Raw genomic sequence first — 24279 nt, forward strand, 5'->3', positions numbered from 1 at the left:
TATGAAACTTTTAAGCAACACTCACTCAGCTAAGCGTTTTGTAAGGCGCAAAATGCAAAAAGCCTCGCGGAAAGAGCGAGGCTTTATTCAGGGTGCAAGAAACCATTTTTTACATAATAACACAGTTTTTGCGGGCCGCACAAGGCTTTTCCGTATTAACTTCATCGTCCATGTCAAGTTTAATATCGAGCATCTCAAGGCACCCGGCAATAAAGCTTTCAGCGACTTGCACCATGCGTCTGACTTCACGCTCGTGGCATTCCAAATGACGCGCAATGGAACGCTTTGACCAGCCATACATGTAGTACTGTTCGATACAATCCAGCTCGTCTGCGCAGTCAATCACGCGCAGTCGGGCGACGCACATGTCGATGATTAAACCGTCTGCGTCAGAGCACTGAGGCTCTCGTTGTGAATGCACAACACGTGGCAGACAGCTAAAGCCGGCAGCAACCGGCGACCAGTCTACGCCGGTGAAGTTATTCGCCCAGCATCCCCATCTTTCAAGTACTTGTTGAATATCTCGCATCGCCTTTCACCTGTAGTTTTATGTAGTTTTTCTCGATTTGCTGCGGTTTACATCGTCTCATATTCGTGCCTACAGAATCGGAATCACCTCTTTAATAATCTGGAACCACCTTAATTTATTGATTTTAAATGTAATTATCTCTTTGGAACCACCGGACCCGCTATTTTCATATTGTTATCCTTTAAGCTACCTATATATATAATGGGGTTCTTTACTAAAAGGTGGTTCCAGTAGTTCCGGTGGTTCCAAGCCTTACCGTAAGCGCCTTGTCGCGGAACCACCTCAAAAAAGCAGGTGGTTCCAGGTGGTTCCAGGTGGTTCCGCAAACGCCAACATTCTGCTCAAAAAATCGTCTCCATAACAAAAATCTTTATTAAAAGGTGGTTCCGGTGGTTCCAGCGGGTTCCACATTTTCCCAAACCTTACATTTTTTCCCATCAACCCGACGCTGAACGCGTTTGTAACTGCAATTTTGTAAAACGCTACTTATTCGCATCTCTTCGCGTTTACCGATTCGCGAAGTGTCAAAGTTCAGTGCTTCTCGCAAAACGTCACTTGCGCGTAAAAAATCCCGGTCACGAGGCTTTTCCCCTGTCATTGCATCGGGTTCATCTAGCCAGCGCACGACCGTTTCTAACCACACATCCTTGATCATGTGTTGCTCGTGGACTTCGGTAGCGAGGCATTCCGCGGTTTGAAAAGCAACGCCCGACTGGTTGAATAGTTCTCGTGCTTCAGCCCAAAGTTGCAATCGGTCTTCGCGTATGGCACCGACATTGACTTTCTTTACTCTAACGGGAAGCCAACGCCTGTTACCGGTGTCATCTGCTAAAAACTCATCCTGATTGGTTGTACCGATGAACACAATGCGGCGAGGGAACTGGGTGGCAAATTCCCGGTACTTAGGTATCCAGTTCTCATGCGTGCGAGAGATAAACGCTTTGATGGCTTCCAATTCCTTTGTATGAAGTCCGCGTAATTCACCGATTTCACCGACGAGCCGGCCGCGCATTTTCCGCGCCAGGTCATCTTCTTTTTCACCTAAAGCTATTTCGGTGAAAAATTCAGGATCTGGCGATAACGCTGCAACGCCGGTTGACTTACCGCAACCCTGAGCACCCACGAGAATCGGTACCATATCGGCTTTGCAACCGGGAGCCATCACACGCCCGGCTAATGCTGTCCACATATACATTGAAACTGCTCTGGTATACTTCGAATCTTCAGCGCCGAAATGTGTATGGTAAAACTGCTCCACGCGGGGCACGCCGTCCCACTCAAGCGTATTCAGCCATGTAACAGCGGAATCAAAAGGATGTTCATCTGCGGTTAACAGCACGACATCCCGGATCAACTCCCGGCCAACCGGCTTAAAACTTCGTTGTTCTAAGGTAATGCGTAACCGTGAATAATCGGCATCACTAAAAGTCTGCCATTGCTCAACCCCTCTTGGCGTAAACATGATCTCATCCCGGAACTGGTCAAAACGAATTTGTAAGCCGCAAAAATCGGGCCGTGCTACGGCTTTTGCGACGTTATCAATCGTTGATTCGATTTGGCCGTACTTATCACGCTTTAGCGCAGGCAAGGGTGCGGGTTCATCGTCGTCCGCTTCAATGACGTCGAAATCCTGATCACCAACGGCAACAGGCATCCCGCGTTCTGACGCCGGGTTTTTCCAGCCTGCTTTTTGAGCCAGTGCAAAGATGGAGGTGAATTCGGTACGCTCCGCGCGTAGTGCGTCTGAATCCCATTTAGTGGCGGCGGAATCCGGATCTGAATTAGCTGCCGTAGCGGACCATTCAAGCCACAAATCACGCGCATGGTCTTCGTATTCCGTAAATTTGAACCATGCCAGCCGGTTACCCATGTCTACCCAACTGGGATAAGTTTCGGCATGGGTAAGTACAGAGGGGTGCCACAGCGCACTACGCAAATCGTCAAAGACATGATCATTAAGCTGATGTAATTTGACCTCCCTGTCAAAACTATCCAGCTCAGTAGGTTGCATAACGCGATTTTCGTCATGCGGTACAGATGCCAGTAAAACATCGACATCAACGGGCGCGCCCCGAAACGTCACACTTTCAGCGCGTTCATCGGGCAGAAACAAAATTTGAGAGGGCTGGTAAACGCGGCTATCCCATTTAACAGGTGCATCACAAATCAAATCGTAGCTGTCCATTAGTAACGCTTCAAAAGCACTTCCAACGCGCAACAGCTCATCGGGTAAAACGGCGCGAGATGTAGCTAACACAATCCGCCAGCGCTGTTTACCCTCAGCCATGTGATGTAAATGACTGGCCGTCGTGTAAGCAAAGCCCCGGAAGTCTGTAAGAAAAGCTTTTACTACCTCCCATCCCTCTTCAGTAGTCCCGTCTAAGTCGAGAGAAAGGTAGCAACATTCAGCAACGTTGGTTGCCACTCTGCCAACCGCGCTATCAATGGGATAACGCCAGATATACGGCAAGCGTTTCTTTTTCTTAATCAGTATGGCTTTGTCGTCGCTATCGTTGATACCAATGACTGTTTTATCCGTCAAAATGGTACGTTCAAACGTATCAAAATCGGGTACAGATAGCGGAATGGGCTGTACATCAATCGCATTCAGGCCCCGTGAGTAGCGTATCTGCATGCCTAAGCCTCGTCTTTGATAGAAAGACCCTTTAATAACCACTCAGGTTCACACTTCAGTACTTGTGCTATTTCCAACAAAAATCTGGGACGAGACACAAAGCCTTTCTCAATTCTGTTGACAGCTTGTTGGGTCATTCCCGTACGTTCAGCAAGCTGTACTTGTGTTATTCCTAACTCTTTACGTCGCTGTTTTAATCGTATAGACAAACACATAAAAATCCCTCCTAGACATCCATTTTACAATTTTAGTGGTATTTAAATACACAAATATGTGTTTGTCAATTACAACAAAAATTGTATTTAATATATTAAATAAACATTCACCATTAAGAGACTTTATAATGTCGTTAGCTTGTAGATTTAAATCGCGTCGTATAGCACTAGATATGACACAAACAGAAGTAGCTGTAATCGCTGGTGTAAGTCAGCAATCAATAGAATCAATAGAAAGTGGTAGAACACGTAAACCGCGTAACTTGCTAGACCTTGCCAGAGCTTTAAAATGCAGCCCAGATTGGTTGCTGAATGGTGAAAATGTCATGCCATTAACGGAGATCAGCACGCGTCGAGTACCTATACTAAGTTATGTGCAAGCCGGAGCCTTAAAAGAATATGAAGACTTCATGAACGAAGCCGGAAACTTTGAATATGTATTGGCAGATGCCGATACCCCAGAGCGAGCGTTTGCATTACGCATCGATGGCGATAGCATGACACCTGAATTTAAGGCGGGAGATCTTGTCATCATCGATCCCGATGCATGCGCGGCACCGGGTGAGTTTGTTGTTGCAAAAAACTCTGGGCACGAAGCTACGTTCAAAAAGTACCGCCCATTAGGTATTGGCATAGACGCTTTTGAACTTGTTCCTCTTAACCCCGATTACCCAACATTACGGAGTGCAGACTTGGACTTAACTATTGTGGGTGTCATGATTGAGCACCGAATTTACCGTCGCAAACGTTAGCCCTTCTTACTTCACGCCCCATTCAAAAACTGGGCGCGTGACCTCCAATACTACGTAATATGTTATACATAACAAATTAAATTCACTTCAAAAGCAACATCTTAGTTTAATTATATGAAAAAATACCACATTAATTGTTTACAAAATACCACATTAATTGTAAATTCAATTTCAAGCAATACCGCTCTTTAACAATTTGGACCGCACGACAGGCAAGTCGGATAGTTTCATAGCTGAAAAGCGCCGGAATAGGAACGAAGGCAAACGGGTTCGCGTGGCGATCAAAGCTCGTATAGATGAAGCCCCGGTATAGCTGATAAGTCGTGCAAAAAAATTCAACCACAGGAGGAACATATCATGTAATCACAAAGCGAAGTGCATTTATAAAGCGCCTTATTTGAGACGCTTTATTAAGTTTATTTTGCCACACAGGGAAAACAACAGGGAATTACTGGCAGGGAAGCCCCCTATTAAATTAAATGAGAGGACTAAACAATGTCAAAGAAATTAACAAAAGATTTAAAGAAAGAAATAGTCAATAATGCGTTGTCATTAGCCGGGATTTCTGAATCCTATGTACAATTGGGGCAAGAAAAGTACCAACTCGCAAAAGACGTCCGAATTGCCGCGTTGGGCGGAGAAGAAAAATCCAAACATTACAATCTCATATATGATAAGGCACTTGAAGCTATTAAAGAGTTTCAAGTTAATATTGACAGCGATATTCATATTTATAAGGCAACAGATTACGGGATATGTGCGGCGTTTGGTGGGTTACAGTCGGAAAGATTACCTTACGGCAAAGATGAACTGGGAAAAGACATTAAGTTAATAACACCTGAGCGGAAACATTGTCGTTTTCCAGCGGACAATGAACTCTCTGTTCGATTTACGAAGATAGAAAAAAAAGTCAGTGAGCTAAACAATAAGAAAGAGGAAATAAAAAATAACGTTTACGCTATTTTAAATTCAGTCACTACAACAAAGCGACTTATTGAAGTCTGGCAGGAAGCGAAAGATTTAATTCCATCTGAGGAAATCAGAAGTATAAACACTTCACTGTCAGTAAAAGTTGAAGACTTAAACAAAATGATTGGTATATCTAAACATGAGGATTAAACAATGTCAGACAATAAAAGACACGTGCACGCTGATGCAATGCTTGAATATGCACTTGATGCTTCTAAGACTGATGAGCCGTGGAAATTGTGGGAGCAATTATGCGCTGATGAAAAATGGAGAACTTTGACTTCTAATCCGGCGTGGTACCCTGATTATGTATATCGCCGCAAGCCCGAGATGATAACAGTCGGTTCTGTGAGTTTTCCAAAGCCAATTAGCGAAGCCCCTGCCCTCGATACTTTATGTTATGTTGTTGCTATACGCACCGATACTGATATTCATAGTATCTTCTGGCATAACAGTTCACTGATGTTTAGAAGTTTCTTAAAGCAAGGGCTTCTTCATTTAACGGAAGATGCCGCTCAGCAGCATTTAGAAGCAATTGTTAAAATCAACAAGGGTGAGTTTTAAATCCCAATTTTACACTACTCAATTTCATTATTTTTCGTTCTGTGCGTTACTCCTTATTTGCCCCAATATTGGGGCACCTTTTTTCTTATTTTAAAGTACATCCAACTAACCGAATATACTGGCGAGTGCGCTTTAAAATACGAAAAGGAGGCATAAGCAAATGCAAAAAGTAAAACCTGTCCCACTAGAAAAAATGCCAACAAATAACGCCGTTCGTCGTTTACGTTGGTTACGTAAGCGTTATTTGTTGGAAAAAAACCCGAACGTTACTTTTCCACTTAATTTATATGTGTAGCGAGGTACCTTTCTATGAGTCTTGAATCAAACTTAGCGTTGAATAATGAACTGTTATCGCAACAGAACGTGTTGTTAACGCAATTATTAGCCGCACTCAGCAACAATAATACCCCCACCCCGAATACTCAACCAACACCAGCGAAATTTAAAAATACCAAAAACAAATCGGAACAACCGATTACTGATACGGAAATTACAATTAAAGATGTCAATATTGACACCTTGGATTTAGAGACGGTAGTCGCTCTTGCAGTGTTGTTTAAAGACGATGCGCATACCCTGACTAACGATAAATACCAAGCCGCCCGGAAAATCATAGACGCGGTGGGTGATACTCGGAACGGGCGGGCAGATGCACTGCATTCAGCATTAGCGGGTTTATCAGAACTCAAAGGGAAAAATAACTCGGTCATTCTCGACCTGTGTTTAGAAATACTTGCTAACTGGGCGGATATCCCCGGCATTACAGAACGCCGAGAGTTCGCTCTCGAACTGTTAAGTGAGGGAAAAATTCACACGGAAGCTGACGACGACGAAGCGCAGGAACCCGAACCTGTAATTGACACAAAAGCGCTTCTTAAAGAGGCTGAAACATTAATTTTACAGCTCGTTAAAAATGGGTATCGTAGTGAAGCCGTTGATATTTTAGCAAAATTTGACGCTAAAAAATTAGGCCAGGTTGCAGAAAAACATCTCCCGGAAGTCGTAGCCTTAGCTAAAGCTGCAATGGAGGGGTAACCATGCCTGAACTTCATGCGAAACTCTCTCCGTCCAGCGCACACCGCTGGCTTAATTGCTCCGCTGCATTGGCGATAGAACAGTTTGAACCTGATACAACAACGTCTAACGCACAAGAAGGTTCTGCGGCACACGCATTAGCGGAATGTGTACTTAGAAACCGTCTTCAAGCTGCAACTCACGGTCTGAGCACTGCCGACTACTTAGGTACCTATCCATTACTGAAAGCCGGAACGCCACAAGTCGATCAAACAATGGTTGAGTATGTTGGTGAGTATGTCGAAACTATCTGGAACTTAGCACAAGATGGCGATCTTTTCATCGAAGAGCGCGTTGATTTTTCAAACGTAACGGATGTTGAAAATTCATTCGGTACCGCCGACGCCATCATTATTAAGAATGACGAGCTGCAAATTCACGATCTTAAGTACGGCTATGAAAAAGTCGATGCATTTGAGAATCCGCAGTTGATGCTGTACGTGCTGGGGGCTATTAACCAATTCGGTTTATTGTACGATTTTAATAGCGTTCGAATGTTTATTCATCAGCCGCGAATTAATCACGTCAGTGAGTATGCATGCAGTATCGACAATCTGAATGAATTCGGGCAAAACGTGAAAAGCATTGCGGCGAATGTCCTTGCCATTGCAGAACAAGCTGCGGTATTTGGTCAAGACAGTATACCAACTACCGCGTTCCAACCCGGTGAAAAAACCTGTCGTTGGTGTAAGCGACGCGGTAAATGCCCGGCTCAAGCTGCATACGTCTCTGCATCACTGTTAAACGATTTCGATGTCATCGATGACCCCGTGCCTGTTGCTGATGCTTTACAAATCGCGCAACAGCAACTTGCAAAAGCCGACAGTCAGTATCTTGGTGAAATGCTGCACGTAGTTGATGAAGTTGAAGCCTGGTGCAAAGGGGTACGTGATGCCGCATTTACTACGCTACAGAACGGCCTGCATATTCCCGGTTTTAAACTTATTGTGGGTAAACCTGGTAACAGGACATGGAGCAATGAAGCGGATGCCGAAGCACTTTTTAAGAAACTGAAAATTAAAAAGGATGAGATGTATCAGCGTAAGCTGCTGACTCCACCTCAAGCCGAAAAACTCCTTAAAAAATCAAACCTTGCAAAGTGGGAAAAACTCGAAGGATTGATTATACGTCCCGATGGCAAACCCACAATAGCACCTGAATCTGACCCTAGAGAGTCTTTTTTCACGAACCTTTTCAACGATTTTGAAGATATCGAAGCCGCTGAATCCCTCATCTAAATAAAAAAGGTATTTCAACATGAAAGTGAAATTAACTAACGTTCGTTTAGCATTCCCCGATTTATTTGAAGCAACTCAGGTAAACGGCCAGGGCAACTTTAAGTTCCGCGCCACATTTTTAATCCCTAAAGCCGATAAAGCGCTAATCGCGAACATCGAAACCGCGATCAAAAAAGTTGCCGAAAATAAATGGGGCGCTAAAGCCGATACCGTTCTCAAAAGTATTCGCGGAAACTCAATGCGGTTTAACTTCCGCGACGGCGATGAAAAATCCGACTATGACGGGTATGAGGGCAGTATGTACATCAGCGCCAACAACAACGCACGCCCGCTCGTCATAGACAGAGACCGCACCCCGCTGACCGCACAAGATGGACGTCCTTATTCCGGCTGTTATGTAGACGCTTCGATTGAAATTTTTGCTTATGACAACCAGGGTAAAGGCATTTCGGCGTCGCTGGGCGGCATTCAGTTCAGAAAGGATGGGGACGCATTCGCTGGCGGTGGCGTTGCCTCAGTCGAGGATTTTGATGATATCAGCGCCGGAGCGGATGCCGAAGCCCTGATTTAAACCAACTGACCCCGGCCCCGTGCCGGGGGTGTTTTATCAGGGAACCACTATGACAACACTCTGGCTGGATTTGGAAACCTACAGCGAAACCCCCATTAAAAATGGCGTTCATGCCTACGCTGAACACGCAGAAATTATGCTCTTTGCCTGGGCAATTAATGATAGTCAAGTGCAAGTGTGGGATTTAACAAGTGATGTACAAATGCCTGATGCTCTTCGAGCGGCGTTAACAGATGAAAGCGTACTGATTTTTGCTCACAATTCGCACTTCGACAGAACTATCTTACGACATACAATGCCAGATATCGTACCAAAAATTTCGAGATGGCGGGACACAATGGCCCAAGCGCTGGCACACGGTTTACCCGGCGCGTTAGGCGCTTTATGTGAAGTGTTGAACGTTCCGCAGGATAAAGCCAAAGATAAAGAAGGCAAAACGTTTATCCAGCTATTCTGCAAGCCACGTCCGAAGAATTCTAAAGTGCGCCGGGCGACTCGCGAAACCCATCCCGATGAGTGGCAACGTTTTATTGAATACGCGGGCCTTGACATCGAAGCTATGCGCGAAATCCATAAAAAGTTACCCGTCTGGAATTACCAGGGCACTGAGTTAACACTGTGGCATCTTGATCAAATCATCAATGATCGCGGTGTTGAGATGGATGTTACACTTGCCAACGCTGCGATAACGGCCGTCAATCAGGAGCAAAAACAACTCGCAAAACGTACCCAGGCGTTAACAGATGACGCAGTGCACACGGCGACGCAGCGTGATGCCTTGTTGCGGCATATCACTGCGGGATATGGCATTGATCTGCCCGACATGCAGGCCAGTACATTGCAACGTCGGATAAACGACCCGGATTTACCGTTTGAACTTCGTGAGTTACTCTCAATTCGTTTACAAGCAAGTACAACAAGTACGAGTAAGTATAAGACCTTGATAAATGGGGTGAACTTGGATGGACGTTTGCGCGGTACGTTACAGTTTTGTGGAGCGTCACGTACAGGTCGCTGGGCCGGGCGCTTATTCCAGCCTCAAAACCTCCCACGGCCCGTACTAAAACAAGATGTCATCGATTTTGGTATCGACGCGCTAAAAGCCGGTGCCGCAGATTTGTTATTCGATAACGTTATGGAGCTGACAAGTTCCGCGTTGCGCGGTTGTATTATCACACCGAAGTATAAAAAACTGGTTGTGAGCGATTTGTCAAATATCGAGGGCCGCGTACTTGCCTGGCTTGCCGGTGAAGACTGGAAAATTCAGGCGTTTCGGGATTTCGACGACGGCAGCGGTCACGACCTTTACAAGCTGGCCTACGCACGTGCCTTCAATATCCAGCCGGATGAAGTCACGAAAGACCAGCGGCAAATCGGAAAAGTCATGGAATTGGGTTTGGGCTACGGTGGTGGGGTTGGTGCGTTTCTGACGTTTGCCGCTGCATATAGTTTAGACTTAGAAGCCCTCGCCGATGCTGCTTTAGCTAACATCCCGATTAACATCCAACGAGAGTCGTTGAGTTGGTATAAGAAATCGGTTGAACAAAAAAAGACCTACGGTTTAACTGAGCGTGTTTTTATCACTTGCGATTCGCTTAAGCGGATGTGGCGCAACGCGCACCCGGCTATTGCGTCCTTTTGGTATGAACTGGAAGAAACTGTAAAGCGTGCTATCGCAAATCCCAGCTTCACACTACTGTGTCGTAAGTTAAAAATCAGGCGGGACGGTAATTGGCTACGTATTCAGCTACCGTCTGGCCGGGCAGTTTGCTATCCCTCCCCCAACGATGACGGCAAGATCAGTTATATGGGGGTAAATGCCTATTCTCGTAAATGGCAACGACTCCACACTTACGGCGGGAAATTAGTAGAAAACGTGACGCAGGCTACGGCTCGTGATGTCCTTGCATCTAACATGCCGCGCATTGAAGACGCAGGGTACAATATAGTGTTGACTGTACATGATGAAGTATTAACAGAAGCACAAGATACCCCAGATTTTACACATAAGCATTTAAGTAGCCTGCTTTCAGCTAACCCAGATTGGGCTTTGGATTTACCATTTAATGCGGGGGGATTCGAAGCTTATCACTATCGTAAGGATTAATATAAATGAACGTCAAAGAAAGAACAAAATGATGTGATTTCCAAGTATACTTCTAACAATCAATTTCATCATTATTTCATTAAAGCCAAATAAAGCCAACATATAGGATAATATCATGTTTAATGTCGTCAGTCTGTCAGGCGGCAGAACGTCAGCTTATCTTGTTTATTTAATTGAGCAACACAGGAAAACCGGTGAGATTAAAAATGTCATCTATGTGTTTATGGACACTGGGTGCGAACACCCGCTGACCTATCGTTTTATCAGAGATATCGTAAAATTCTGGGATATTCCGCTAGTAATATTGCAAGCTGAAATGAACCCCGAACTTGGCACATCGAACAGTTATACTGTGTGGGAACCGAAAGATATTCAAACGCGAATGCCGATATTAAAACCATTTCAAGACATGGTGAAAAAATATGGAACTCCGTATATTGGCGGTGCGTTTTGTACTGACAGACTTAAATTGAGGCCGTTCAGAGATTATTGTAATGATAATTTCGGAAAAGGAAACTATCACACGTGGATCGGAATACGCGCTGATGAACCCCGACGATTAACTCGCAAGGATGGAGTTAGTTATTTGGCTGATATTAGTGATTTTGATAAACATGATGTTTTAGATTGGTGGAAGAAACAGTCATTTGACTTATTAATACCCGAACATTTGGGGAACTGTGTTTTTTGTATAAAAAAGAGCAGTAAGAAAATTGGCTTGGCATGTCAAGATGAACCGGGTTTGAAAATAATATTTGAGGAATGTTGCATTAATGATAAGCAAGTTCGCGATGGTCACAGGAAGACTTCTAAAGAAATAATGTATCGCGGCAATATGTCGTTAGATGGAATAGCTAAGATGTACTCAAATGCAGATTATGAAAATCTATATCAAGAGATGATAGCGGCTAAACGATTTGATACCGGTTCTTGCTCTGAATCATGTGAAATATTCTAGTTAGACTTACACAGCGGAGGATATAATTATGGCATTTAAACATCGTGACAGCCCGCTTTATTTACGGGCTGCGCATGAAGCTGCACAGCTTGAGCGAGGGGGTGAGTATAGACAGGCTGTTCAAGCCTGGTCTAAAGCTAATCGCTTTTCTCGCAACCCTATGAATCAAACATGGAGCGAACACCGCACCGACTTTTGTCTGATGCAAATTGAAAGGGAAAAACTCAAAAAGAAAAAGAGGTGATGTTATGGCATATATCCGTGAGGACCGTATTGAAAAGCATCTCATCAAAGCCGTTCAGCAAGCCGGGGGTATTGCTTATAAATTTGCGTCCCCCGGTCGGCGTTCCGTACCTGACCGACTTATTATACTTCCTGGTGGCCGCATCATATTTGTTGAATGCAAAGCCCCTGGTCAACAACCACGACCAGACCAGCTACGCGTACATGAAAAACTACGTGCGCTGGGTTGTGAGGTCTTTGTACTCGATTCTAAAAACTTAGAAGGAATTTGCTGATGATTAATGCAATATGCCCGATTTGTAAAAAGCGGGAACATAGTCAAATTCAACCAACCTCTCATGTTAAAGTTTGTAGCTTTTGCAGCACTCGAATTTTTAAGGCATACGATAAAAATGACGCAGGTAAATATCGGTTTAGTCTATTACCTTTACAACCGATAATAGAAACCCTACGCGTTTTGGAATTTGGAGCCAATAAATATTCACCTAACGGCTGGAAATATGTTCCCGATGGAATAACCCGATATTTCGACGCGTTAATGCGGCATCTTTTCGCGTATCGTTCAGGTGAAAAATTCGATCCCGAAAGCAATCTTTCCCATCTTGCACACGCGGCGTGTTGCATCCTATTTTTGATGGAATTAGACGACCTTATAACTGAGAAACAAAAATGAGTAAACCACTCACTGTTGACACGCTTATTTCTCAATTACAACAACTGAGTAAAAAAGGTAAAGATAATTAATCGAGCATTACGATCCCATTCTTAAAGTAATAAAAGCCTTATCCTTCCCCTTAGTACCTTTATTTAACTGCCACATGTATTTGTGAGACTTACATATATGCGAAAAGCATTTCACGCTCGACGGTACCAAGACCTCATAATGAATCATGAGATCGACATCCCGCGTTCAAATGTCTGGGCCGGGATGGGTATGGGGAAAACCGTAGCGACGTTAACGGCACTAGAAAATCTGTATATGGCGGGTTCAGAAACCCGCCCATCGTTAGTCTTAGCGCCACTTCGCGTGGCGCAATCAACATGGCCCGATGAAGTCGATAAGTGGGACCATTTTAGGAATATCGAAGTGCAAACAATTACAGGCATGGCTAAAACACGCGCTCTTGCTTTACAAAACACAAATGCCAGTGTCTTCACGACCAATTACGACAACCTAGTTTGGCTTGTACAGACCCTGGGAAACAAATGGCCGTTTGGTACCGTCATTGCTGATGAGAGTACAAGACTTAAGTCATTCCGCTTGCGGAATGGGGGTAAACGTGCGGCAGCGTTGGCAAGGGTCGCTCACAAATTTGTAAGCCGTTGGGTGAATCTGACAGGCACCCCATCCCCTAACGGCCTCGTAGACTTGTGGGGGCAAGCCTGGTTTTTAGACCAAGGGGAACGCTTAGGGCGTACGTTCGGTGCGTTTACTTCACGTTGGTTTAACAGTATTCCAATCGGTAGTACGGGTATTAACCGAATTGAAGCCCGGCCCTATGCGCAAGAACAAATGCAAGACGCATTGCGCGACCTGACTATCTCATTAAACGCGGCTGATTGGTTCGATATCAAAGAACCGATACATAACGTAATCCGTGTAGACATGCCTGATAAAGCCTTCAAGCAATACAAAGCAATGGAAAAGGAAATGTTTTTAGAAATCGGCGATACGGACATAGAAGCGCCGAACGTAGCGGCTAAGACCATGAAATGTTTACAAATCGCCAGCGGAGCAATATATACAGACGATACAGGTAATTGGTCCGAACTGCATGACGCTAAATTACAGGCGCTTGACAGTGTTATCAATGAATCTTGTGGAACGCCGGTATTAGTCGCATATCACTGGAAGCACGATTTAGCCCGGCTGCTCAAAGCATTTCCGCGTGGACGCCATCTTGATGACGATCCCAGAACTTTAAGAGACTGGAACGCCGGAAAGATCCCAGTTTTGTTTGCTCACCCGGCGAGCGCAGGGCATGGCTTAAATTTGCAAGATGGCGGCAACATTCTAGTGTTTTTTTCCCACTGGTGGGACCTTGAGCAATATCAGCAAATCATTGAACGCATCGGTCCCACAAGACAGGCACAAGCCGGATATAACCGGCCAGTATGGATACATCACATTATTGCAATCGGCACAACTGATGAAATGGTCATGGAACGGCGCAATTCAAAACGGGCAGTGCAGGATATCTTATTAACCTGAGCTTCGCTTAAGGGAAGGGAACTAAAGTGCCTGAGGCACGATCAAAGTTTTTGCTAAAGAAAACAAAATCGTGGAGACCCTCAGGCATGGTTAATTTAGAAGAACTTTACTGCTGCGTCGATGACTTTTGCCAAAAATTTATTCCTCTCTGGCATCAACAACTCATTGAACATGGATTACGTAAACGACACCGGGAGGCATCTCTTTCTCTCAGTGAAGTCATGATGATCCTCATTTTATTTCATATGAGTCATTATCGTGATTTTAAAACATTTTATATTGAACATGTAAAACAATATCTTACAGCCGATTTCCCCGGATTAGTCAGCTATACGCGTATCCTCACCCTGAAAAAAAGGGCGCTTATTCCTTTATGCGCTTTTCTTTCATCACGTAAGGCACAAACTCAAGGAATTGCTTTTATTGATTCCACCAAAATTGCTGTTTGTCACAATCGTCGTATTCCTCGTCATCGCGTATTTGAAGGGATGGCACAACGAGGTAAAACGAGCACAGGCTGGTTTTATGGCTTTAAACTTCATTTGGTTATCAATGATTGCGGTGAATTGTTAGCCGTGAAACTCACCGCAGGAAACCAGGATGATCGTCAGCCAGTCAGCGCGTTGACAAAAGGACTCACAGGCTGTTTGTATGGGGATAAAGGGTATTTGTCCCAGGCTTTATGCGATGAGTTAGAAGCGGAAGGTGTCACGTTAATCACCAATGTCCGGAGTAACATGAAAGCCAAAGCATTATCTCTCTGGGATAGGTTGATGTTAAGACGGCGATTTTTGATAGAAACGGTCGTCGACCAGCTCAAAAATATTTCTCAGATAGAACATTCAAGGCATCGCAGTCAGCTCGGTTTTTTGTTAGAAGTTGCTGCCGGTCTTATTGCTTATACATTCCAGCCTAAAAAACCGAGCTTGAATCTACGGGATAATGAGATCGCTATCTTTAAACGAAGCTGAGGTTTATTAGAAGCAATGAAGAAAAAGAGGTGAAAAATGGATATGGAAAAACAATATAAAGATGATGATTTATTAACCCCCGAACAAGTTTGTATCTTATTAGGGGGAATTGCTCAAAAAACGTTAGCAGATTGGAATAACCACCACAGGCATAAAAAGTTGTTAGCACCTATTAGGTTCACAAACAAAGTAGTTCGTTACGAATACAAGAATGTCGTTGCATTCAAAGAGAAATGCCGCAGCGTCTACTAACTTTTTCGCCTTAACAGTGTAACTTGAGTCATTATACTGTTTTCGTGCGCCTCAAATGCTTGTCGTTTTAATGATATTTCTTCTTGTAATATTTCATCAGAAAAATCATAGTGTTCACCCATAGGATCGGAATTTTTGTCAGAATGATGCAGGCATAAAATACTAATCTCTTTAGTGTCTGAACGGGAGTATCCCTTTGCTCTCATCTGAGCAATAATATTACTTTTCAAAAACTTTCTACACATTGTATTGAACGCCTTAGACTTTCCCTTTATAGTTCCGCCGTGGACAACTCCTTTCAGCGCATTATCAGGACTGTGGGTTTTTATCAGCTTATCTAAAGAACGTTTAGCGAAAGGTTTTTTTATGTTTCGCGGCTGTAAAAATACATAGTCCTTGTTGCATCTTTCTACAGAATCACACCACGCTTTTTGCTCATCAATTATAATTTTCAGCATTGGTGTGATTGGCAATCGAAACTCTTTTTGCGTTTTCATTGCACCACGCATCCCCGTTAACCCAGCCGGGTAGATAATTTCTCTGGCATCTTCGTTAATATATTCCCATCGCAAATTAGCGACATTGATTGGCCTGACACCAGTTAGAATCATATAACGAATCGCATTTTTTTGATGCACGAAGGTACATGCAGCGACATTAACCCATAGTTGCGCGATAGATTCTATATCTGTAAATCGACGGGTAGGAGTGGGACGTTGTACGCGGGAAGAAATATAGTCATCTGGAATACTAGCAGCAATATTTTTACCACCACAATGTAAAGGGGCCGCAAATTTCCAGAATCTCCGTAGTTCCGCGAATAATTCATAAGCTTGATTGTTAGATTTTGTCTCAATCCATAAATCAAGAGCTTCAATTAAACGCTGGTAAGTAACATCACTAAAGACCTCACGCGAACTGAATGATTCCTTTAATTGTTTTATCCGGCAGTTATATGTATAAAAACTGTTTTCACTAAGTTTCATTCTAGCGACTTTTGCTTGCAAGTCACTTTCATATGAAGCGAGGATCTGATGTACTGATTCCGCCGTTAGTCCTTCCATCGCAAGTTCCTGTGACTTTTCTCTTGCGATGGATAAAGTTAACTCAGGCCATTCCCCCAATTTCCGGCCTTTTAATCCCATATTTTTTGGGTATTCAGCGTCAATTGTGACCTTCCCCGCCTTGCTAAAATCTATCCTCAAATAGTTTTCTTTTTCATACTTAGATCGACGTGGCTTACCTAAATGCTTTAATATGGTTTTTGCAGCCGTAACACAGATTTTCATGTGTGAGCTCGCGTAGGGAGGCTTGCACGATTCCCAATTCGATAAGGCGCTTAGATATTCATCATTTTTAGGGGTTTTTGAGGTTTGTGTTGCTGCATTTTCCATTAAGAACTCCGTTATATCGCTACGTGGATATAATAGCTCACACATTGCCATGTTTTAGACAATCAAAACAGGTATGTGTTGCGGTTTTGTGTTACGGAACATCGTTTATCAATGTAAAACATACTGTACAAAAACACAATAACCGGACAAACGTAACGGATGCGGAATTAACTTAATTCACTGATTTAAAATGAAAAATAAACTAAGTTATTAAAATGTCGTTATTAATCAAAAAAAACTGTATCAATTGTGATATGTGTGAACCATGCAAATAAAATATTAAAAATCAATTTCTTATTTTTATGTGTTACTTTTTGTGTTGCTGAATTTTAGGCTACCAACTCTGAAGAATTGAGCTGCGTAACACAAAAATAGCCATGAGCGGATTAAGAAGCCGAGTGAAAAAAAAAGGGACAATAAAGTCTCAAAAATTCACCCGGCTTTCGCTTTACTTCGGCATCTCCGGCCACTCCACATCAGGCGCTTGATTCACATCTACACGAGTGAGTAACACACGATACTTTTTCCATTCGAGTAGAGCTTCTTTATCTGCATCGGTAGCAACCTCTAAGTCAACAGAGTCTTGTAGCAATGAGAGTGTGTTATTTGCTTGTTGTAACAGTGCTGCCTGCTGTTGTTTTGCTTCGTTGATTTGATGAGACTTGAGCAAGTCTTTATCAACTACCCACTCTTTGCCGTTCCATGTGTCAAAATCGGTGGGAGGTTTCTTGAAGGTCAGCGTGTCGGGCAGCTCACCGATTTCGGTTATCTCAGTCGATGCTCGTGTTAACGTGTCGTAAGCAATTTTTCCGCGATAGTCCGGGAGGATTTCCCAGCACTTACTGTCTATACTGCGGCAAACAGCTTCATCATGAGATTTAGGTAGCTCAGGAGCATCTGGATAAGCACCGGCTGATAAGCTGACACCGAGCATCACATATTCAATATCCGATGCTATGAATTCTCTCGTTATCTGATTCGAGTGATAAACCTTTATCCACCCTGCTTGAGTGGCTAATCCATCTTTACCCAATACGGCTGTTTCATGTTCTAAAGAGTATTTTTGTTCTGTCATTATGCTGCTCTCACTATATAGTTAAATGCGACGCTGCGGGGACGGGTTTCGTTGCCAACAGCACCGTTGTTTGTAAGCCCTTGATAATCACCGCCGTTATTCGTAAACGGTAAAGTTTGCTGGCTGTCATCATTATACGAGCCGGGATGGCCGGCTTGATTTGTTACACCGAATGCTCCTTGTGCTCGACCACCGTGACCACCAATGTGCTGGTGCCACTGAACTTGTTGTGGCTGCCAACTCAAAATCCCACGACCACTATCCACACCACGGCCATCATCCCACCCCCGAATAAACTCGCCCCTTAAATCAGGTACTCTGCCGGCAGGATAAGCTTCTGCTAACTTCGGATATAGAGATTTATCAAATGTCTGACCGTTGCACGTTAAGTAGCCGGGTGGCGTGTAACGATGGGGGTACGGAAGCGGGACGCCGACTGGGACAATATTATCAAGTGTTGCAAGTTCCGACCAATCTTCCTTAAAACCATAATGATTAAGGGCAGAGCGATAAAACAATCCGCTATTATCGTACTGAACTTTCAGTTGAAAAGCTGGGCAACTTCCAGTGTCATTATTGAAATGAGCAATGTGTGAAGAATACTTGATCCCTTGCACTGCATATAATCCCGTATTTGCGTTCCACGGGACATCATCACTATTGGGTACACTGCCTGTTAATCCAAGCTTAAAAGCCCCCACGTCCCCGGCACTCAAACTAATATCCCCAGTCAACACCTTGCCATTAATTCTCCTGCTATTAGGCACCGCATTATTGGCCTTACTCACCGTTTCCGCTAAACCGAGGTTTTTCACAAACGCGTTTTTGTCGGGGATGTCTGCGCCGTTTTGACTCTTTGAGAGCTTAGTGTTGGCGTTGTTGTTTGCGTTTGTGGCACTAGTGTTTGCAGTGCTCGCTAAGTCATAAGCATATTTTACGGCCCGTGGAGTAGCGGCAAGTCTCTCACTTGTGCTATCTGTAGCGTTACTTAACTGTATTATACCTTTTTCTGTGAGTGTAGCGTCCCGTACTTCCGGCAATGCATTTTTAATTGCTAATGCCATGTTACTTTTCAGTGCGTCGATATTCCCATCATCCAGAACATCATTACCCGATTCTTTTGCGATAAAATCAGCAAGAATATGGGTAATAATAGATGACTGACGCCACGCTTTATTTAATTCACGTGACTTGGCAACACCCGCACTAAAACCATTAACCCTTGCCGCCAATGCCGCATACTCTTCATTTGATAATACGTTAGCACCCTCGGCAATACCGAAAGTTAAAAATTCATTCTTCGCCATTATTTTACTCTTAATTTAATAGAATGGGCCAACCGCCTACATCGAATCCGGCGATATATTTACTGTCTGAATCGAAACCAAAAATAACTCCCTGATTTTCCGAATTAGTATAATTATTAACTCTGACTGCGCCGGGCTTAATATTTAAATACCCTTGTTGAATTACAGCTTTGACGACTTCGGGCACGACTCCCCCGGTGACATAAACGTCCATCGACATATCTTGATTATCGACGAAAAATATTAATACTGACTCGTCAGGAATAACGCCCTGATAAATTTCAGCCAACATTTCATTTGTACCGTCCCAGTGATTTGCACGAATTTTTGAACGTAATATTGTTCTGTAAGTTTCGTCGTCAAGTTCAGTAAAGCCAGAATCAGAGTCATGTTGTCGTTTCCAGCTGCCTTCATCTAATCCTACTCCTTCCATATCAAACGCAAAATACACACCGACAATCGGCGTTTTAACATAACGAGATATGCCAATCCATTCACCCACAGCATCTAATTGAACCCCTACAGCTTCATCAATTGAAAACTGACTGTTCAGGCGCTGTGCGGCGTTAATAATGTCAGATAGTGGACGGGTAATTAAATCGATGTGAGTAACAAATTTATTTGCGGTTCTGTGCTGAGAGGTAATCAGTGATAAATAATCTCTCATCTTCACCTCGCTATTAATTTAATATGCTCTGGTTTACAGGTAACCGCTTCATCAAATGTCACAATTAAATTACTTGGTGATATATCATCTTCGGACCTGCCTATTTGAATTTCGAAAATGTCATAAGTTAAGCCTTCTTCATCACGCAAGTTTGCGGGGGAAAATAAACGACTCAAATAAACATTATCACCAATTAATTGCGCATCGATATAACTCGCTATTGCTGACCGAATTCTGTCGCCCACCAGTGTTGTATATCCCTCGAATGCAGTCAAAGTTATTTCAACGAAGACAGGAACATCTTTCGGGCGTGAGAAATGAATCGGGTGAAGAATGCCATAGCTATCCGCAACTTTTATCTCAGTATCGCCAAACGTGCCTGCTCCCGGTCCTTTTTTCGTTTCGATAGTTTGAGCGATTAACTTAGCATCACCCCCATCGACTATCATTGCTATAGAATGAGGCGGAATGCCGTTGTTGTCCGTCACGTTTGTGTCGTTCTCAAACCCACGCCGACGAACAACACCGGGTATCAGGCTAATGGCGCCTTGGATCCCGTCCAGCACGGTTCTTGATGGCAGCGCTACAGATTTCCGTTGCCGTTCTCGCAGGACCACATCCGACTCAATCGGCTGACCTGATGTTGCAACTGACGGATTTGTTACGCTCTGCCAGCCCTGTGTTGGGGTGCCGATAATCGAAACATCCCCAACTAATGCCGTAACATTTCCCTTTGTTTGACACGTCGCAGTAGTGATAACAAAGCCGTGTATCCCAATAGCTACACTTGCGGGAAGGCTCCAGCTATAGCCGTTGATATCCCGCACTATGCCATTTTTTACAACCGTTCCAACAGTGCCAATGAGCTTAACATCAACTGTCGAATACGTGGATTTGTGCCGGGTTATCCCGTTAATTCTTACGTTGTTAGATAACGCTGCGCCGGTTGCTGATGCCGGGCTAAACGAATTGTAAGCAGCAATCACAGCATTGTTCGCGTCATGTATCGCTAGCGCATAAATTGCCAGCATCTGGCCGTCTTTACTGTCTGGCTCAAGGTATGCATCAGCACCGTATATCTGACGGGCAAACTCAGTGATTTTACTCAGGATTGCTTGGTAATCAGGCGCACTGAGGCCGCAAGCCCTAAAGTGTCAAGATTTAACATTATGCCTCGCTTGTTACCGTAATTTGTCCGTAAAGCGTGTCAATAGTGGCGGTGAAGGTGAGGCGGCGCGTCGTACCATCGTTGCGTGTATCAAATGAAAGGATCGACTTAACACCTTTAGTTTTCAGGATACGGTCACGAACGGCAAGGATATAAACGTCAGATCGCTGCTTTCCCAAAACTGACTGTACGTAAGGGGTGCCTTCTTTCATATCTAAGAACCAATCCCCACGCCATAGCGCCAGCCGGGTTTTGACTGCCAGCGCAACAGCTTCGGGCGAATTCGTCAGAAACGTATTATCCCCCTGGCCGAAACTGTAATCGCCATCGGGATCATCACGTCGGTATCTCACTGGGGACCTCCCGTTTTACTACCGCCCGATTGCACGCCACTATGCACATGATTTTTAAGGCTTATACCTGCTGCTGTCACATCGTTACTCACGGTGACCGGACCTTGCATCATTGCGGTTCCTCCACCCGCACCCATGCCCTGTGATAAGTTGCCGTTAATGGTGACGTTGCCGTTCAGGGTGATTTCAGGTGAAGTGATTTCAGTACCGCCATGTGCAGTTGCAATAAGTTTTGCAGGTGTGATAACCGTGACGTTATGGCTACCGGGATCGAGTTCGATATAAGCCGCGCCATCATCACTTCTCAGTTGCGCGGTGCTTGTGCTGATATTAGATATTTTTCGCTGTTGAGACTGAGGACCAACAATCGCAAAAGCATCAGACAAACTGTGCTGGCGGTCGTCTGCTGGTTCTTGTACGCCGCCAGATTGCCACCAGAAATCAATACAGCGATCAGCAAAGACGACTAAGCATTCATCACCGGCTCTTATCGGAAAGGTTAACGTCACGCCACCGCCCCTTGGGAAGATAACCGGCACGTCCACCAGCAGGGGCAAGGATACCGAGGTAGTTTTCCCCTCAGCATCAGCAACACTGCTCTTAATCGCGGGCTGAACAACACACGTTACCGCATCAGCGTTAAAGGACTGAATAATGCCGGGTACCGCTACTCTGAGCTGAGAAGAAAGAGAATGGTTTATGGCTTTCAATGTTTCGGATAAATCGCCGGTTCTTGATTCGGTTGATACGGGCATGGGGAAACTCCATAAAAAAAACCGCAGTTAAGCGGCTTAGTAAATAATAGGGTTGTTAAATTAAATCCAGTGAAATCCTTTAGCCATTAAACCCGCTAATCCAAGCGCCACGGCAATTATCGCACCAAATAACAAGCGGAAATCTGAACGTGCGTCTTTTCTCATTTCCTTAAAATCTGTGCGTGTATCTTTTTTCATTTCCCGTACGTCAGCTTTCACCTCGTCTATAGATTTTTTGATATGCTCAACGTCTGATTCGAGACGAGCTACACGGGCCTCCATATCTTCACCTCCACCGTTTCCGCCACCCTGTTTGAATGATGAACCATTATCATGTGAATGTCTACTTGGTGGCGTATCGGTAGACGACCACCGTCCATCAGAAAATCGCATACCATCAATGACAGAATCGTCACTACCCATTACGCGCCTCCGATAAAATCATTCTAAAGTGGGCTTCTGATTTATGAATAATCTCGTCAGGCGTATCAGCACGGGCTATAGAACATTTTATTACATAAATCCCAGCATTTATTACCTTAATCGAAAGCGAAGCACTCAAAAAACCCGGCACGTCTGTTGGTTCTGCTTCAAGATCATCAGCGGTTACTGATACCTTTGCGGGTATATCTTCTGTCCGACCGTGTAGAATTGTTGTGCCATTGCTGTCAGTAATATCGATAGAAATTAGATAGTCTTTAGATTGGTGAAGCCCAACAAAAGCGGCAGCAATAAGAATTTTCGTCTCAACAGGCCATGCTGGACATCGAAAACTGAGGATCGGTTCTTCCCTATCTCTGGCGTCTTTTGTAGCGGGAAAAATGAAAGCTATTTTCTCTGAACTCATTCAGACCTCTTGTGTGTTCTTGCTGCTGTTTCACAGCCGATACATCGGATTAATCCGCCACTTATCACTTTTACGTTTGCAAGAAAGGCTTCTTGAGCTTCTTTATTATTTGGATTTAACGATAAGTTTCCGTTCTCATCAACGATTATCTTTCCATTACCTGCCGTGGTTCCGTGAGCGGAGGTTTTTGTGATCCGCATTAGAATTTCATCAGGAGGCGCATTAAAGTAACGCAGCACTCTTGCTAATCTAGTCATAACTCCCTCCTAACTCGCTATGGTGATAATAGTTCGGTTGAACTGCTAGTTCAACGCATTTAACAATCAAAGTTGTATTCTTATTGTTCTGTGATGTTGACGCCGCGCGCGATAAATTTCGCTTATCCGCTCGATAAATAAAGCGACAATTGCGTTTCATCTATTGAAAATTTTTTACACAACTAGCGTCGTAAATATGACTGTAATTTATTCAATTTACCCATTTTTCCTTTAAATCTGTAGCACGGTAACCAATTCCGAACAGTTAGGCGGTATATTCTGCACTCATTAAAATGGGGTTAACACCCCTATCATAATGCACAGTACAGAATGAAATGCCTAACCAAATGAAAATGATTGGAATGCATTCAGCTATGATTTCAGCTGAACTTGAACCTACCTCTAATGTAAAGCTATCTTAGCCTTATAAACCTCTATCTTGAGACTAAGAAGTTATTAAGAAGCGCCTGACAAATTTACCTAACCGAACGAGAAGAATGAGCGTATAGACAGGAAAAACGTGAAGTCATTTTCGGAATTCAGCATATAAGTTAGCAATACGCAATGCGTAAAAATCGTTGGTCAAATTAAGGGAACCGAAGCTCCGAAAATTGGGGAAATCGCTATAGCTGAAAAGGCCGACCTCATGATCTCATAAACCAGCCCCCTCCAACCTGGAGCGGAACCGGTTTAGTTACATCTATCTGCGCAAAAAGAGCGCAGATAGCTCCAATTAAGTGTTAGCCGAGTAAAATGTGTATAGATACTGCATAACACGGAGTATAAAAAACAACTTTAGGGATATTAAACCCTAATTGTTCTACCACATAGTTAATATAGTTAACTATGTGAATCCCTCTTTAGCTACGCTATCTGATGAAACTAGCGTAGATAGAAAGTTATCAGCATATCGAGGAATATTTTCTTGGGATTCTTTTTATGAGAACACTTGGTTCTAATGATAACAAATGTGCTATATGAACAAATTCCACAACATCCAATCTTCTTTCACCATTCTCAACTTTCGCAATAAACGATTGAGGGCGATCTAGCGCTTGAGCTAAATTCTCTTGCGTGACCCCCTTTGCTATACGAACCTCACGGAGTGCTTTGATAACTATTTGATATTCATCAGAGTAAATTGAAACCATATATTTAATCCTACT

29 protein-coding genes are annotated in these 24279 nt (G+C 43.8%); 15 read left to right on the forward strand and 14 right to left on the reverse strand.

From position 1 onward, the window contains the following. Positions 1–109: 109 nt before the first annotated feature. The 3 genes from ACUN2T_RS18245 to ACUN2T_RS18255 all read right to left on the reverse strand — a co-directional run bounded on the left by ACUN2T_RS18245 (position 110) and on the right by ACUN2T_RS18255 (position 3379). Positions 110–529 (reverse strand): antiterminator Q family protein, encoded by a 420-nt coding sequence (locus tag ACUN2T_RS18245; RefSeq protein ID WP_445494429.1) that lies wholly within the window; start codon positions 527–529, stop codon positions 110–112. A gap of 373 nt (positions 530–902) precedes the next feature. Continuing rightward, positions 903–3164, reverse strand: coding sequence for a VapE domain-containing protein (locus tag ACUN2T_RS18250; protein WP_445494430.1), 2262 nt, complete (start codon positions 3162–3164; stop codon positions 903–905). A 2-nt stretch (positions 3165–3166) separates the two neighbouring features. Beyond that, entirely contained in the window at positions 3167–3379 is a 213-nt protein-coding gene (locus ACUN2T_RS18255; RefSeq protein WP_445494431.1) for a helix-turn-helix domain-containing protein, read from the reverse strand. A gap of 128 nt (positions 3380–3507) precedes the next feature. On the opposite strand from ACUN2T_RS18255, the gene ACUN2T_RS18260 reads away from it, so the two are divergent. The 15 genes from ACUN2T_RS18260 (at position 3508) to ACUN2T_RS18330 (ending at position 15290) form a co-directional block, all read left to right on the forward strand. After that, on the forward strand, positions 3508–4131 hold the full coding sequence (locus ACUN2T_RS18260) for a LexA family protein (protein ID WP_445497917.1): 624 nt from the start codon (positions 3508–3510) through the stop codon (positions 4129–4131). A gap of 495 nt (positions 4132–4626) precedes the next feature. Next, positions 4627–5250: an Nmad5 family putative nucleotide modification protein gene (locus ACUN2T_RS18265; RefSeq protein ID WP_445494432.1), complete on the forward strand. Its 624-nt coding sequence runs from the start codon at positions 4627–4629 to the stop codon at positions 5248–5250. Positions 5251–5253: 3 nt separating this feature from the next. Next, positions 5254–5664, forward strand: a complete 411-nt coding sequence (locus tag ACUN2T_RS18270) for a hypothetical protein (protein WP_445494433.1) — start codon at positions 5254–5256, stop codon at positions 5662–5664. A 160-nt stretch (positions 5665–5824) separates the two neighbouring features. Next, positions 5825–5959, forward strand: coding sequence for a hypothetical protein (locus ACUN2T_RS18275; RefSeq protein WP_445494434.1), 135 nt, complete (start codon positions 5825–5827; stop codon positions 5957–5959). Between the two features lie 14 nt (positions 5960–5973). Beyond that, the gene (locus tag ACUN2T_RS18280) at positions 5974–6699 is read left to right on the forward strand and encodes a hypothetical protein (RefSeq protein ID WP_445494435.1); all 726 of its coding nucleotides are present in this window, start codon (positions 5974–5976) and stop codon (positions 6697–6699) included. Positions 6700–6701: 2 nt separating this feature from the next. Further along, positions 6702–7976, forward strand: a complete 1275-nt coding sequence (locus tag ACUN2T_RS18285) for a DUF2800 domain-containing protein (RefSeq protein WP_445494436.1) — start codon at positions 6702–6704, stop codon at positions 7974–7976. 19 nt (positions 7977–7995) lie between these two features. Beyond that, positions 7996–8547, forward strand: coding sequence for a DUF2815 family protein (locus tag ACUN2T_RS18290; protein WP_445494437.1), 552 nt, complete (start codon positions 7996–7998; stop codon positions 8545–8547). 49 nt (positions 8548–8596) lie between these two features. Then, on the forward strand, positions 8597–10654 hold the full coding sequence (locus ACUN2T_RS18295; RefSeq protein ID WP_445494438.1) for a DNA polymerase: 2058 nt from the start codon (positions 8597–8599) through the stop codon (positions 10652–10654). A 115-nt stretch (positions 10655–10769) separates the two neighbouring features. Then, positions 10770–11612, forward strand: coding sequence for a phosphoadenosine phosphosulfate reductase domain-containing protein (locus ACUN2T_RS18300; RefSeq protein ID WP_445494439.1), 843 nt, complete (start codon positions 10770–10772; stop codon positions 11610–11612). A gap of 28 nt (positions 11613–11640) precedes the next feature. Then, the gene (locus tag ACUN2T_RS18305) at positions 11641–11856 is read left to right on the forward strand and encodes an ANR family transcriptional regulator (protein ID WP_445494440.1); all 216 of its coding nucleotides are present in this window, start codon (positions 11641–11643) and stop codon (positions 11854–11856) included. A 4-nt stretch (positions 11857–11860) separates the two neighbouring features. Beyond that, positions 11861–12130, forward strand: coding sequence for a VRR-NUC domain-containing protein (locus ACUN2T_RS18310; protein WP_445494441.1), 270 nt, complete (start codon positions 11861–11863; stop codon positions 12128–12130). After that, positions 12130–12528: a dATP/dGTP diphosphohydrolase domain-containing protein gene (locus tag ACUN2T_RS18315; protein ID WP_445494442.1), complete on the forward strand. Its 399-nt coding sequence runs from the start codon at positions 12130–12132 to the stop codon at positions 12526–12528. The genes ACUN2T_RS18310 and ACUN2T_RS18315 overlap by 1 nt, the downstream gene beginning before the upstream one ends. Before the next feature lie 168 nt (positions 12529–12696). After that, positions 12697–14067: an SNF2-related protein gene (locus ACUN2T_RS18320; protein WP_445494443.1), complete on the forward strand. Its 1371-nt coding sequence runs from the start codon at positions 12697–12699 to the stop codon at positions 14065–14067. A gap of 86 nt (positions 14068–14153) precedes the next feature. Further along, positions 14154–15038, forward strand: a complete 885-nt coding sequence (locus tag ACUN2T_RS18325) for an IS982 family transposase (protein WP_445494444.1) — start codon at positions 14154–14156, stop codon at positions 15036–15038. 42 nt (positions 15039–15080) lie between these two features. Continuing rightward, entirely contained in the window at positions 15081–15290 is a 210-nt protein-coding gene (locus ACUN2T_RS18330; RefSeq protein ID WP_445494445.1) for a hypothetical protein, read from the forward strand. Here ACUN2T_RS18330 and ACUN2T_RS18335 read toward each other — a convergent pair. From ACUN2T_RS18335 to ACUN2T_RS18385, 11 genes are all read right to left on the reverse strand, one after another. Next, a complete protein-coding gene (locus ACUN2T_RS18335) occupies positions 15287–16684 on the reverse strand; it encodes a recombinase (RefSeq protein WP_445494446.1) in 1398 nt (465 codons plus the stop codon). The two genes, ACUN2T_RS18330 and ACUN2T_RS18335, sit on opposite strands and share 4 nt — an antisense overlap. Before the next feature lie 448 nt (positions 16685–17132). Beyond that, on the reverse strand, positions 17133–17759 hold the full coding sequence (locus ACUN2T_RS18340) for a tail fiber assembly protein (protein ID WP_445494447.1): 627 nt from the start codon (positions 17757–17759) through the stop codon (positions 17133–17135). After that, positions 17759–19066 carry a tail fiber protein gene (locus ACUN2T_RS18345; RefSeq protein WP_445494448.1) on the reverse strand — a complete coding sequence of 436 codons (1308 nt, stop codon included), beginning with the start codon at positions 19064–19066 and terminating at the stop codon, positions 17759–17761. The genes ACUN2T_RS18340 and ACUN2T_RS18345 overlap by 1 nt, the downstream gene beginning before the upstream one ends. A gap of 10 nt (positions 19067–19076) precedes the next feature. After that, the gene (locus ACUN2T_RS18350; protein ID WP_445494449.1) at positions 19077–19733 is read right to left on the reverse strand and encodes a DUF2612 domain-containing protein; all 657 of its coding nucleotides are present in this window, start codon (positions 19731–19733) and stop codon (positions 19077–19079) included. A 2-nt stretch (positions 19734–19735) separates the two neighbouring features. After that, positions 19736–20764 (reverse strand): baseplate J/gp47 family protein, encoded by a 1029-nt coding sequence (locus tag ACUN2T_RS18355; protein WP_445494450.1) that lies wholly within the window; start codon positions 20762–20764, stop codon positions 19736–19738. Positions 20765–20900: 136 nt separating this feature from the next. Beyond that, positions 20901–21254 carry a hypothetical protein gene (locus ACUN2T_RS18360; RefSeq protein ID WP_445494451.1) on the reverse strand — a complete coding sequence of 118 codons (354 nt, stop codon included), beginning with the start codon at positions 21252–21254 and terminating at the stop codon, positions 20901–20903. After that, positions 21251–22009: a phage baseplate assembly protein V gene (locus ACUN2T_RS18365; protein WP_445494452.1), complete on the reverse strand. Its 759-nt coding sequence runs from the start codon at positions 22007–22009 to the stop codon at positions 21251–21253. Before ACUN2T_RS18365 ends, ACUN2T_RS18360 begins: the two co-directional genes overlap by 4 nt. A gap of 60 nt (positions 22010–22069) precedes the next feature. Continuing rightward, positions 22070–22432 carry a hypothetical protein gene (locus ACUN2T_RS18370; RefSeq protein ID WP_445494453.1) on the reverse strand — a complete coding sequence of 121 codons (363 nt, stop codon included), beginning with the start codon at positions 22430–22432 and terminating at the stop codon, positions 22070–22072. Next, on the reverse strand, positions 22425–22856 hold the full coding sequence (locus ACUN2T_RS18375) for a hypothetical protein (RefSeq protein WP_445494454.1): 432 nt from the start codon (positions 22854–22856) through the stop codon (positions 22425–22427). Before ACUN2T_RS18375 ends, ACUN2T_RS18370 begins: the two co-directional genes overlap by 8 nt. Then, positions 22853–23113 (reverse strand): hypothetical protein, encoded by a 261-nt coding sequence (locus tag ACUN2T_RS18380; RefSeq protein ID WP_445494455.1) that lies wholly within the window; start codon positions 23111–23113, stop codon positions 22853–22855. Before ACUN2T_RS18380 ends, ACUN2T_RS18375 begins: the two co-directional genes overlap by 4 nt. Positions 23114–24015: 902 nt before the next feature. Further along, entirely contained in the window at positions 24016–24264 is a 249-nt protein-coding gene (locus ACUN2T_RS18385) for a helix-turn-helix domain-containing protein (protein ID WP_445494456.1), read from the reverse strand. Between the last annotated feature and the right edge of the window lie 15 nt (positions 24265–24279).

Source organism: Photorhabdus machadonis (genome assembly GCF_052657765.1).

Bases quoted from the DNA above. Each gene is read 5' to 3' on its own strand.
- ACUN2T_RS18245 (WP_445494429.1), bottom strand. From the start codon at position 529: ATGCGAGATATTCAACAAGTACTTGAAAGATGGGGATGCTGGGCGAAT.
- ACUN2T_RS18250 (WP_445494430.1), bottom strand. From the start codon at position 3,164: ATGCAGATACGCTACTCACGGGGCCTGAATGCGATTGATGTACAGCCC.
- ACUN2T_RS18255 (WP_445494431.1), bottom strand. From the start codon at position 3,379: ATGTGTTTGTCTATACGATTAAAACAGCGACGTAAAGAGTTAGGAATA.
- ACUN2T_RS18260 (WP_445497917.1), top strand. From the start codon at position 3,508: ATGTCGTTAGCTTGTAGATTTAAATCGCGTCGTATAGCACTAGATATG.
- ACUN2T_RS18265 (WP_445494432.1), top strand. From the start codon at position 4,627: ATGTCAAAGAAATTAACAAAAGATTTAAAGAAAGAAATAGTCAATAAT.
- ACUN2T_RS18270 (WP_445494433.1), top strand. From the start codon at position 5,254: ATGTCAGACAATAAAAGACACGTGCACGCTGATGCAATGCTTGAATAT.
- ACUN2T_RS18275 (WP_445494434.1), top strand. From the start codon at position 5,825: ATGCAAAAAGTAAAACCTGTCCCACTAGAAAAAATGCCAACAAATAAC.
- ACUN2T_RS18280 (WP_445494435.1), top strand. From the start codon at position 5,974: ATGAGTCTTGAATCAAACTTAGCGTTGAATAATGAACTGTTATCGCAA.
- ACUN2T_RS18285 (WP_445494436.1), top strand. From the start codon at position 6,702: ATGCCTGAACTTCATGCGAAACTCTCTCCGTCCAGCGCACACCGCTGG.
- ACUN2T_RS18290 (WP_445494437.1), top strand. From the start codon at position 7,996: ATGAAAGTGAAATTAACTAACGTTCGTTTAGCATTCCCCGATTTATTT.
- ACUN2T_RS18295 (WP_445494438.1), top strand. From the start codon at position 8,597: ATGACAACACTCTGGCTGGATTTGGAAACCTACAGCGAAACCCCCATT.
- ACUN2T_RS18300 (WP_445494439.1), top strand. From the start codon at position 10,770: ATGTTTAATGTCGTCAGTCTGTCAGGCGGCAGAACGTCAGCTTATCTT.
- ACUN2T_RS18305 (WP_445494440.1), top strand. From the start codon at position 11,641: ATGGCATTTAAACATCGTGACAGCCCGCTTTATTTACGGGCTGCGCAT.
- ACUN2T_RS18310 (WP_445494441.1), top strand. From the start codon at position 11,861: ATGGCATATATCCGTGAGGACCGTATTGAAAAGCATCTCATCAAAGCC.
- ACUN2T_RS18315 (WP_445494442.1), top strand. From the start codon at position 12,130: ATGATTAATGCAATATGCCCGATTTGTAAAAAGCGGGAACATAGTCAA.
- ACUN2T_RS18320 (WP_445494443.1), top strand. From the start codon at position 12,697: ATGCGAAAAGCATTTCACGCTCGACGGTACCAAGACCTCATAATGAAT.
- ACUN2T_RS18325 (WP_445494444.1), top strand. From the start codon at position 14,154: ATGGTTAATTTAGAAGAACTTTACTGCTGCGTCGATGACTTTTGCCAA.
- ACUN2T_RS18330 (WP_445494445.1), top strand. From the start codon at position 15,081: ATGGAAAAACAATATAAAGATGATGATTTATTAACCCCCGAACAAGTT.
- ACUN2T_RS18335 (WP_445494446.1), bottom strand. From the start codon at position 16,684: ATGGAAAATGCAGCAACACAAACCTCAAAAACCCCTAAAAATGATGAA.
- ACUN2T_RS18340 (WP_445494447.1), bottom strand. From the start codon at position 17,759: ATGACAGAACAAAAATACTCTTTAGAACATGAAACAGCCGTATTGGGT.
- ACUN2T_RS18345 (WP_445494448.1), bottom strand. From the start codon at position 19,066: ATGGCGAAGAATGAATTTTTAACTTTCGGTATTGCCGAGGGTGCTAAC.
- ACUN2T_RS18350 (WP_445494449.1), bottom strand. From the start codon at position 19,733: ATGAGAGATTATTTATCACTGATTACCTCTCAGCACAGAACCGCAAAT.
- ACUN2T_RS18355 (WP_445494450.1), bottom strand. From the start codon at position 20,764: ATGCTGGCAATTTATGCGCTAGCGATACATGACGCGAACAATGCTGTG.
- ACUN2T_RS18365 (WP_445494452.1), bottom strand. From the start codon at position 22,009: ATGCCCGTATCAACCGAATCAAGAACCGGCGATTTATCCGAAACATTG.
- ACUN2T_RS18370 (WP_445494453.1), bottom strand. From the start codon at position 22,432: ATGGGTAGTGACGATTCTGTCATTGATGGTATGCGATTTTCTGATGGA.
- ACUN2T_RS18375 (WP_445494454.1), bottom strand. From the start codon at position 22,856: ATGAGTTCAGAGAAAATAGCTTTCATTTTTCCCGCTACAAAAGACGCC.
- ACUN2T_RS18380 (WP_445494455.1), bottom strand. From the start codon at position 23,113: ATGACTAGATTAGCAAGAGTGCTGCGTTACTTTAATGCGCCTCCTGAT.
- ACUN2T_RS18385 (WP_445494456.1), bottom strand. From the start codon at position 24,264: ATGGTTTCAATTTACTCTGATGAATATCAAATAGTTATCAAAGCACTC.